Raw genomic sequence first — 9,232 nt, forward strand, 5'->3', positions numbered from 1 at the left:
TGTGCATGCTGCGCCAGCACGTCAATAACATGGCTAGCATAGAAACGGGTCAGTTCAGTTGAGCCATTTGGCTGCACTATTTGTGCAGCCACGGGATAACTGCACCGCTAACAACGATGGGTTGCGCGTGGAAACAGTGACTGCGGCACTTCCTGGTAACTTATACACATACTGATATTTTTTTGAAACATCATAATCGGAAGATATTTGACCTTTCCTTCAATAAGATATGACGTATTAATGCCATTGTTTTTTCAATAATACTGTTAACGATGGCATCGCCTTCATCGTCAGAAAATAAAAGATGCTCGGTTCCTTTTAAGTCTAGTCCACAGCGTTCTTCTTTTGACATGACCCCCATTGGATCCACTTTTGAAATCAACGCAGACACATTTAATACCAGGCTCATGCAGGCCATAATCTATTATTGAATATACGGAATAGGAGTCTAACGAATCACTGTCATGGACAATTTCATGTAGCTCACCAAAATAATCAAAAAAAATAAGACAAATCACCCTTATCCCATGCTTCAAATTTTATTGAACTTAAACCATCGCTTTATTTATCGTTTGATGATTTTTGTCATAAATCAAACCTGGTGATAAGTAATTTGCAGGAACCCCCTTGTAATCCAATACTTTCCAGTAGCTATTTTTTCATCGTTATCGATAGTGGAGAAGCGTTTTTCTCTATATCTTGAAACAATCCACTAATATAATTTTCAGATTGCTGCCCAAGATCCAATCCACGGTCAAATGTAACCCCGAATGCACCAATAACAACCCTTGTTATTAGGGACGTGAGGACTCGTCCTGCTGGATAGGCAAAGGCACTTAAAGCTGAAAGGCTTAGCAAAGTTAACAAACTCATTTTATTTAGCGCCATCATTCCTTCGAAATATGATGTTCATTAATCTAAACCATTCTGTTCAACCTTGACACCAAGAGAAACAAACTCCCCATCATCAAAAATGTCTACCACTTACAATCGGTACCTTCTTCATTATAGGCATTAGTATTATCCGAAAATGATGTTATTGTATTTTTTTTCGATTTATATGTTAACTGGTAAAACCGCGCCCCTTGAGACATTATTGTATAATATCCATTAAGTTTACCATCAATGAACTCGGCCCACTTTGACGTATACTCGTCGGACCTTCCATCCTCATTAACTGCTGAAGAGCCTGAAATAAACACTAGCGGAATACCTTTATCTGATTTGCTGTATTTAACGTATCCCAGCGAGATACCATCCTGACTCACTTGAACAAATTTCACATTAATTTTACCAGATGAAAAACAGCCGACAACCTGGTTGTTATCTGCGTGCGCAAAGCCAGATAACAAAGCAAAGCAAAGCAAAGCCAATTGATTTTAGATTCATTGCAACGCCTCAATTCTATGATTAAAAAATGAGAGCATTTATGTATTCAATCCTACAAGTTTTCTTATGTACCGGCTCACAAAGAATTGTAATGACATCATTAGTTTCTTATTTGTAGCTGAATCGGATATATGTGTTTTTTAATATATTTATAAGCGTCACTCGTTTTTTGAACTATTGACAACCAAGAGCGTCGTCCTTATCACACTGAAGTTTACCCATTAGATCCGAAAGTCTATCAACCCCTTCATCTTTACATTCGTACGTATACTCTTTCTTAGTCTTAAGATTAACAACCGTAACCCCCTTATTACTATCGCCATCTTCATAATTGCTAAAAACCGTATACTTAAAACCACTGTGGTGGAAACTAACGTTCATATAATCGGTTTGGAATCTGGAGTAGTGGTTGTATAAAAAACCAGAGTATTCTGGGGCTAGTGATGAATAGGCAAATGTCTCTCCACTAGAGTTTTTCATTTAATAAATCATCTTATTGGATGATGTTTTTAAGGAAGCTTGTCCCTTAGTAGTATTGCAAGAGAAATAATCACCTGCCGCATAAGAAAGCGATACGAATGACAATAATCCACTCAGTAATAAAATTCTATTTATTTTTTTCATAATTATCTCTCATTCTGGAATCATAACCTTGTTGTTTTGGTCTATTGTATCTTCTCGCAAAACTTAGCCAGTCTTTATCTCTAATCGACTTAAGTAAAACAGAGTCAGATTTAATAAAATTGACAAATGCACTGAGTTGGTTCTTTTCTGATTCGGAAATTGATTTAACAAACTCCTCAGGTGAATTATAGCCTGCTTCTTTAAAGTTGGAGTCAGCATTAACTACTTTGGATGTCTTTCAAGATAATGAAAATACACAAACAAGGTGTAGTTGTATGATTTTTTCATGGCACCATGATGAACAGAGCATGAATTTAATCATTCAATTCTTCCGGCCCCCCTTGCTAATTATTATCCTTTAAATACTGTATACGCTCATTGGTTTTATCTAACAGGCATTTTTCGTAAATACTAGAAAATCCAGTCCCTGTTTTTGATTCGTAAGTTTCATAATCACAGCTAGCATCTCTCATTTTGATCCATGCTTGTTGCGCCCTCTTAAGGTATACATCTTTTGATTCTTTTTGCCCATAAACCCCCTCCCACTCTTGCTTATATTCTATCATTTGCTTTTTATATAGTTCATTCAGTTCATTATCAGACTTTTTATATCCATCCAGGATTTTTATATAATTATTTTGTTCATCCAAAGATATTGCAAAAGTCAAAAATGGAACTAATAACAAGCTCAATACGAAAATATTTAATTTATTCATTATAGATATCCTTTACGAGCATTAAAACGTTGAGTTGGCACTCCAAAATTTGACTTCCAGTATTCATTCGATATATTTTTTTGAAACTGTTAGCTCCATCACTTAAATCCTTCATGAAATATCTTCTTGTTCGAGAGGAGTTATCCTCTCTAAAAATAAGATCTACTAACACATCCTGTACATTCTGTGATATTGAATCTATATTTACAGTATACTGTACGCCATCAATGTTTGTACCTTTAGCAATAACTCGTTTTGTAACATTGTATTGATGTTCGTACACAGACAAAAACAAAAAATGTTGTTGTTTCCTTGTTAAGTATTGTTCCCCTTTTGGAACGTGTTTATCTATATCTTGACAATAGCGTAGTGCTGAACTCCCTTGTAATCCAACACTTTCTAGTAGCCATTTTTTCATCGTTATAGATAGTGGAGAAGCGTTTTTCTCTATATTTTGAAACAATCCACTAATATAATTTTCTGATTGCTGCCCAAGATCCAATCCGCGGCCAAATGTAACCCCGGATGCACCAATTACAACCCCTTTGTTGTTAGGGACGTGAGGATGACGTGAGAAATAAATGCTATTATCATTGTCATTACCTTCAGCATCAAACGTAAGCTGCCCTTTGGGTACCTTTAACCATTTAAGAGCCATTTCATCATCATTGGAAAGCGCACCTAAAAATTCTACCGGATGCATATGCCACAAAGACGAACCCAGTTTTAATTTACTGGTATCCTGTATCCACACCATCTTATCAAGATAGTCTTCACAGTATTCTCTCCACTCGGGGGCATCACTCGTTAGTTTGTTCAAAAACGACTGCCAAATCGGCGTTTCTTTTTGTGATACCACTCACTGGGGTGTTTCACGATCATCTTATTCTTCACGTCGCGATAAGATGGGTTATGAATAGCACTCAGGTATTCTTGGGATGAATAGGAACTGACACTACTGTCAATCCGGTTTAACCTCACAATTCACAGCGTTTTATTTTCACCACAGTTCGGCGCACACCAAGGCGTGCAGATGTACGTGCAAATGTTGAGATGGCTCTAATAATATCAGGCCACAGCTATTTATTCGATTTCATCTATAAATGAACTATATTAATGCATCCACTGTAACCGATTAGTAATTATCGACAGCCTTTTTATAATTATTGAAAAAGTCATTTAACTGCGTAACACCATCAAGTTCACATTGATTCTCAAGAAGTTCTGCTCGCTGACCATCCATTGTTTTATACAATGCACATCGATCGGAAATTTATTTTCTCTGTGCATTGTAAAAATCGATAGTGACTGAATATTCGGAACCATGTTTTTCTATCATACTTTTAATAGAATCTTCTACTTTGTTTGTGCTGCCTTGAATGCAGGACAATATAACGGGATGAACTGTCGTATTCCCCGCACAAGAAGAGTTTGTTTTTGCATAAATGCAAAGTGGAAAGAACAATAATAAAAGCGTATATTTAGTTTTCATCATCAATGACCTTATTAGTTTTTTCAAGTTCCAACAAATCACGTTTTTCTGCGATGGCCCTTGACCTCAGATCTCCCCACCATGTTGGCGATGAAGGAAACAAATTCTCAACATTATTAAACTTATAGTCCTGAACAATTGTAATGATATCTTTCTCAGATAAAGCAGAAATATTTTTACCCTTTAAAGCCCTGACAGTTATACCAGTTCTGGCACCATATTGAACAGAAGTTGACCAAGTAATGTCGTTAATCGCAGCATGTGTTTTTGAAAACTCAATACCTTTAGATTTCAAATAGTCAATCTGAACTTCATAGTGCGTTTCTTTAATGTAATCTTGCTGTTCCTTTGAAAATTCATCCTTATACTGAGCTGCAATTTTTTCCATACTTTATTAAGCTCAGAAGTTGCAGGAGTTAAAGCTTCAAATTCTGATTTGAATTTAGAGTGTAATATATATTTCTGAACAACTCCCATTTTAGATGAAAATTGATATTTACCATAAGAAATGCCGCCATGATCACCTTTACCCGTTGAAACAACACTGGGCCCTCGCCCTCCAGACTCAAAATGCTCTGATGTCTTGCCCAGTTCCCAGTAACTAAGCGTTTGCCTTAAGGTCCCTAAAAACTCCACCGGATGCATATGCCACAAAGATGATCCCAGTTTTAATTTACTGGCATCCTGTATCCACACCATCTTCTCAAGATAGTCTTCACAGTATTCTCTCCACTCGGGGGCATTACTCGTCAGTTTGTTCAAAAACGACTGCCAAATCGGCGTTTCTTTTTTGCGATACCACTCACTGGGATGTCTCACGATCATCTTATTCTTCACATCGCGATAAGATGGGTTATGGATAGCACTCAGATATTCCTGGGATGAATAGGGACTGACACTACTGTCAATCCGGTTCAACAAACGCTGATAGTTATACGGAGTGTCTCGGCGGATTTGTTGCTTTTCGGCACGCAGCCGTTCGCATACGGCAAAAACCAATATCCCTCCTTTTAAGCATCCACTTCTGTTTTCACCTGACTCAGCTTCAGAATAACTTCCCCCTCCTTAGTTATCTCTTTGCTGACTATCATTTTTATTTTCAGGTCTTTCGAGATCATTTAGGTGATTTTTTCTTCATAACGATCTTATCAGGCACAGACAAATTAGCAGCAACAAATGGCGATTTATCATCAATATGATAAACCAATTTATCTCCTTCAATCTTCAAAACAGCCTTTCCAGTCCCACCAAAAGCGCTATAAAATGAAATCAGTGCCTTTCTATTAACAATATCCCCAACAATATTGTCATCATCATCCTGTAATTAACGTCGCTATGAGACGGGTTATGATTAGCCAAGAAATTCAACCTTTGAATTTTTCCTTTAAATAATTTTTAATCAATGCGGCGTTTTTGTAGTTGAACTTAGCTCCCTTACCTTCACATCCGGATAAATTCACATCATCATTTATAGAAACATTCTTAGATATGTTTCCTTTTTTATCATAGGAATATGCATAGACTTTATAGCAAGTCATATCATGAGCATCCCCCCCCCATGATATCAAGTTTACAATATTCATTTCAGAAGAAATATTTATGAAAAACACAGATAAATTCATAGGTGAATGATTATCTTTGTTTTTATAACTATCAACAATAACATCACCAGACTCGCTTTCTTTGACAAGATTCAATCCCTTGTCCGTAACATATTTTATATATATATTAGAAGCATTTTTTAAAGCAAATTGACCATCAGCAATAACTTCATAATTTTCTACGTAATCTTTACCTGTACGATTGTCTTTTTTGACGCCTTCCCCCTCGCATCCACAAACCGAGTGATTAAGCGAAAGTGGTACATAAGGTTTTTGAGCATTCATTACAGCATATATTTTGGCGAAAACATTATCCAGTTTATCATCAAAAAAATAATACGAAGAAACAGCCATTGCACGATCGCCTGTTTGTGACGACATTCCAATCCTTACACCATCAACCGCTCCCCACTTGCAAGAAAATGTAAAATGGTCTCTAATTGTTGCGGTATTTGCATTTCCCTCTAAAGCAATATCAATATTTTTTTGATCGTGCAGATTTTTCACCGTCAGTGTGTAATATTTAGTGCCATCAAGATCTTCCGAGCTTGGTTTTAAATAAAAATCAGAAGCACAAACATTCATAGAAAAAAAATAAAAATTAATGAACTAAAATATCTCATTAAAGACACCTTCACGTAATAATCTATTTAAATTTTCAAACCGATCATCATAGTGATCATCATGTTTATTAATAATTTTAGTTATTGAATAGGACACATCTTTCGAAACCCCTTGATCAGCTCGAGTCGGTAGATTATTAGAATCCCAAAAATAAAGTGCTGACCGAACGGCATAAACAGTTTCGAGCAACAAGTCAGGCTCAGCTTCAAAATCGATTCTTTGCCCCCATTTGGTCTCATGATATTTTGTAAATGCTCTATAGTTTCCTCTGAACGTCAACTGTTTCATTCCACGACCACGATATCTCCACCCATCCCCACTTGCATAGTCGCCATTGTTAACCCTTTTAGCATATGCTTTATTGGCTATGTTTTCAGCGTTTGCTGCCTGACGCCCAGGAATGAAACCATCACCATCGGCTTCAGCAACATGATTAGCATAATAAGCAAATTTTGCGACAAGTACGTTGGGTCTATAGTTAAAATTCTCGTTAAGGTTAAATCCAGGTCCAACCTATTGAAATACTTGAGCTATAAAATGATTCAATCGATTACTAGTGTTAATTTTGCATCGTTCAAAGCTGGCATTGAGTTCTTCTGCTACAGCACTTAGTAATGCATCAGAAACTCTGACAGAGTCAGTCCAGATTTTTCGTAGCATCTCTTTTGTAATTTTTGATTCACGGATAAATGATCCCAAAAACATTACCGGATGCATATGCCATAAAGACGAACCCAGTTTTAATTTACTGGCATCCTGCATCCACACCATCTTATCAAGATAGCTTTCACAGTATTCTCTCCACTCGGGTGCATCGCTCGTCAGTTTGTTTAAAAAAGACTGCCAAATCGGCGTTTCTTTTTTGTGATACCACTCACTGGAGTGTTTCACGATCATCTTATTCTTCACGTCGCGATAAGATGGGTTATGAATGGCACTCAGGTATTCTTGGGATGAATAGGGACTGACACTACTGTCAATCCGGTTCAACAAACGCTGATAGTTATACGGAGTATCTCAGAGGATTTGTTGCTTTTCGGCGCGCAGCTGTTAGTATACGGCAAAAACTAATATGCTTCCTTTTGAGCATCCGCTTATGTTTTCACCTGACTCAGCTTCAGAATAACTTCATCCTCCGTAGTTATCTCTTTGCTGACCATCATTTTTATTTTCAGGTCTTTCGAGATCATTTAGGGGATTTTTTCTTCATAACGATTTTATCAGGCACTGACATATTTTCCTCTACAAATGGTTTTTTATCTTTAATGTAATAAATTAAATCATCATTTTTAATAATTAGGGATGCTTTCCCTGTTCCACCAAACGTGCTATCAAAAGACACCTGAGCTTTCCCATTAGTTACTGTACCCCTGATATTGTCATCATCATCTTGTTCAGAACAATCAATCCGATTCCCATTATTTGTAATAAAACAATATTTGCCTGAAATGTGATTTCCTGTTTCGGTCAAATCAATAGTGAACGTGCTTGTCTTACTCTCACTTTCCCAGTGACCACCAAAGCAAGCCATAGAGCCGAACGAAATGAATAACAATGCAAATAAGTATTTTTTCATAGCACCACCTGTAAACAATCATCAACTCGATTTAGCCACCCTTTAAGAAACTTAACCTGAGCATTTGGCTTTCCATTCGTTACGGTTAAGGAGCGATAGTATTCATTCCTTATTTCTGCAATTCTATTTAATAACAGTTCTTGAACGTCAATGTTATTAATACAATGGATCATATTATCATCCATTTTGTTACTGACACTTAATTTTGAATCGTATTCATTATGCAAGCACTTCCTTATTTGTTTGATTGCCAATCCGGATGTTATCGTCCAATCATATATCATTAGTGCTATTTTTGTACTTTCTAATTTGCAGAAACCTTTAGGATTCCAGTAGTGGTTATAATAAATCGTTTCAGCTTGTGACTTTGTCATGGATTTTAGAGTCGCTGAAGTAGCCTCTATTCCTAAATCTTGTGGTGCAAAAGCCCGCCAAGTATCAAGAGTTATACCCATATTAGTTTCGCCACCTTTATCATCAGGATCATTTACGTAGCCCCCTCATGACGAAGAATTACACCGGATACTTTTGAGAAAAGAACTTTGCAACGATCTTTACTTTTACTACTTAAAGCACCAAGAAACTCCACCGGATGCATATGCCACAAAGATGATCCCAGTTTTAATTTACTGGCATCCTGTATCCACACCATCTTATCAAGATAGTCTTCACAGTATTCTCTCCACTCGGGTGCATCGCTCGTCAGTTTGTTTAAAAAAGACTGCCAAATCGGCGTTTCTTTTTTGTGATACCACTCACTGGGGTGTTTCACGATCATCTTATTCTTCACGTCGCGATAAGATGGGTTATGGATGGCACTCAGGTATTCTTGGGATGAATAGGGGCTGACACTACTGTCAATCCGGTTCAATAAGCGCTGATAGTTATACGGAACGACACGATGGGTTAAGCGCGTATCAAGAAGGGATGCATGTAAAATCCTGTCAAGAATACTGCGAACCAGACCCTCAGGTGAGGTTGTACCATCAAGGTGATCAAAGCTCGGTGCCTCGTCAACTGTGGTGGTAAATCCCAGCTTTTCGAGATCGTATTGCGACAGTGTTTCAGCGGATTTGTTGCTTTTCGGCACGTAACCGTTCGCATACGGCAAAAACCAATATTCCTGCTTCTCTGTATCCTGCTCCGTTTTCACCTGACTCAGTTTAAGGATTGCTTCGACCTGCGTAACCCTGCCATTACTGACCATTGT

10 protein-coding genes and 3 pseudogenes are annotated in these 9,232 nt (G+C 37.3%); all 13 read right to left on the bottom strand.

Going from position 1 to position 9,232, the window contains the following annotated elements; all coding sequences use genetic code 11:
* Nucleotides 1-190: 190 nt before the first annotated feature.
* Nucleotides 191-409, bottom strand: a complete 219-nt coding sequence (locus BN1044_RS22660) for a hypothetical protein (protein WP_072310592.1) — start codon at nucleotides 407-409, stop codon at nucleotides 191-193.
* Between the two features lie 242 nt (nucleotides 410-651).
* Nucleotides 652-873 (bottom strand): hypothetical protein, encoded by a 222-nt coding sequence (locus BN1044_RS23665; protein WP_175421639.1) that lies wholly within the window; start codon nucleotides 871-873, stop codon nucleotides 652-654.
* 1,123 nt (nucleotides 874-1,996) lie between these two features.
* Nucleotides 1,997-2,173 carry an N-acetylmuramidase domain-containing protein gene (locus BN1044_RS22680; protein ID WP_254663949.1) on the bottom strand — a complete coding sequence of 59 codons (177 nt, stop codon included), beginning with the start codon at nucleotides 2,171-2,173 and terminating at the stop codon, nucleotides 1,997-1,999.
* Nucleotides 2,174-2,357: 184 nt separating this feature from the next.
* Entirely contained in the window at nucleotides 2,358-2,729 is a 372-nt protein-coding gene (locus BN1044_RS22685) for a lysozyme inhibitor LprI family protein (RefSeq protein WP_072310595.1), read from the bottom strand.
* On the bottom strand, nucleotides 2,722-3,549 hold the full coding sequence (locus BN1044_RS22690; protein WP_139130996.1) for a pesticin C-terminus-like muramidase: 828 nt from the start codon (nucleotides 3,547-3,549) through the stop codon (nucleotides 2,722-2,724). Before BN1044_RS22690 ends, BN1044_RS22685 begins: the two co-directional genes overlap by 8 nt.
* Before the next feature lie 315 nt (nucleotides 3,550-3,864).
* A pseudogene (locus BN1044_RS24255) lies at nucleotides 3,865-4,224 on the bottom strand (hypothetical protein).
* Nucleotides 4,211-5,046, bottom strand: a pseudogene (locus BN1044_RS24260) (hypothetical protein). The pseudogenes BN1044_RS24255 and BN1044_RS24260 overlap by 14 nt, the downstream one beginning before the upstream one ends.
* A gap of 539 nt (nucleotides 5,047-5,585) precedes the next feature.
* On the bottom strand, nucleotides 5,586-6,407 hold the full coding sequence (locus BN1044_RS22705; protein ID WP_072310599.1) for a hypothetical protein: 822 nt from the start codon (nucleotides 6,405-6,407) through the stop codon (nucleotides 5,586-5,588).
* Nucleotides 6,408-6,431: 24 nt separating this feature from the next.
* Nucleotides 6,432-6,734, bottom strand: a complete 303-nt coding sequence (locus BN1044_RS22710) for a hypothetical protein (RefSeq protein WP_072310600.1) — start codon at nucleotides 6,732-6,734, stop codon at nucleotides 6,432-6,434.
* Nucleotides 6,735-6,959: 225 nt separating this feature from the next.
* Nucleotides 6,960-7,343 (bottom strand): hypothetical protein, encoded by a 384-nt coding sequence (locus tag BN1044_RS22715; RefSeq protein WP_072310601.1) that lies wholly within the window; start codon nucleotides 7,341-7,343, stop codon nucleotides 6,960-6,962.
* Between the two features lie 289 nt (nucleotides 7,344-7,632).
* The gene (locus BN1044_RS22720; protein WP_072310602.1) at nucleotides 7,633-8,022 is read right to left on the bottom strand and encodes a hypothetical protein; all 390 of its coding nucleotides are present in this window, start codon (nucleotides 8,020-8,022) and stop codon (nucleotides 7,633-7,635) included.
* Entirely contained in the window at nucleotides 8,019-8,477 is a 459-nt protein-coding gene (locus tag BN1044_RS22725; RefSeq protein WP_072310603.1) for a glycosyl hydrolase 108 family protein, read from the bottom strand. Before BN1044_RS22725 ends, BN1044_RS22720 begins: the two co-directional genes overlap by 4 nt.
* 32 nt (nucleotides 8,478-8,509) lie before the next feature.
* Nucleotides 8,510-9,232: pseudogene (locus BN1044_RS23670) on the bottom strand (hypothetical protein); the annotation flags it as partial.

The sequence above is a fragment of the Hafnia alvei genome (genome assembly GCF_900095695.1).
Taxonomy (GTDB): domain Bacteria; phylum Pseudomonadota; class Gammaproteobacteria; order Enterobacterales; family Enterobacteriaceae; genus Hafnia; species Hafnia alvei_B.

Coding starts and splice junctions, on each gene's coding strand:
- BN1044_RS22660 (WP_072310592.1), bottom strand. CDS start 409: ATGAGCCTGGTATTAAATGTGTCTGCGTTGATTTCAAAAGTGGATCCA.
- BN1044_RS23665 (WP_175421639.1), bottom strand. CDS start 873: ATGAGTTTGTTAACTTTGCTAAGCCTTTCAGCTTTAAGTGCCTTTGCC.
- BN1044_RS22685 (WP_072310595.1), bottom strand. CDS start 2,729: ATGAATAAATTAAATATTTTCGTATTGAGCTTGTTATTAGTTCCATTT.
- BN1044_RS22705 (WP_072310599.1), bottom strand. CDS start 6,407: ATGAATGTTTGTGCTTCTGATTTTTATTTAAAACCAAGCTCGGAAGAT.
- BN1044_RS22710 (WP_072310600.1), bottom strand. CDS start 6,734: ATGAAACAGTTGACGTTCAGAGGAAACTATAGAGCATTTACAAAATAT.
- BN1044_RS22715 (WP_072310601.1), bottom strand. CDS start 7,343: ATGATCGTGAAACACTCCAGTGAGTGGTATCACAAAAAAGAAACGCCG.
- BN1044_RS22720 (WP_072310602.1), bottom strand. CDS start 8,022: ATGAAAAAATACTTATTTGCATTGTTATTCATTTCGTTCGGCTCTATG.
- BN1044_RS22725 (WP_072310603.1), bottom strand. CDS start 8,477: ATGGGTATAACTCTTGATACTTGGCGGGCTTTTGCACCACAAGATTTA.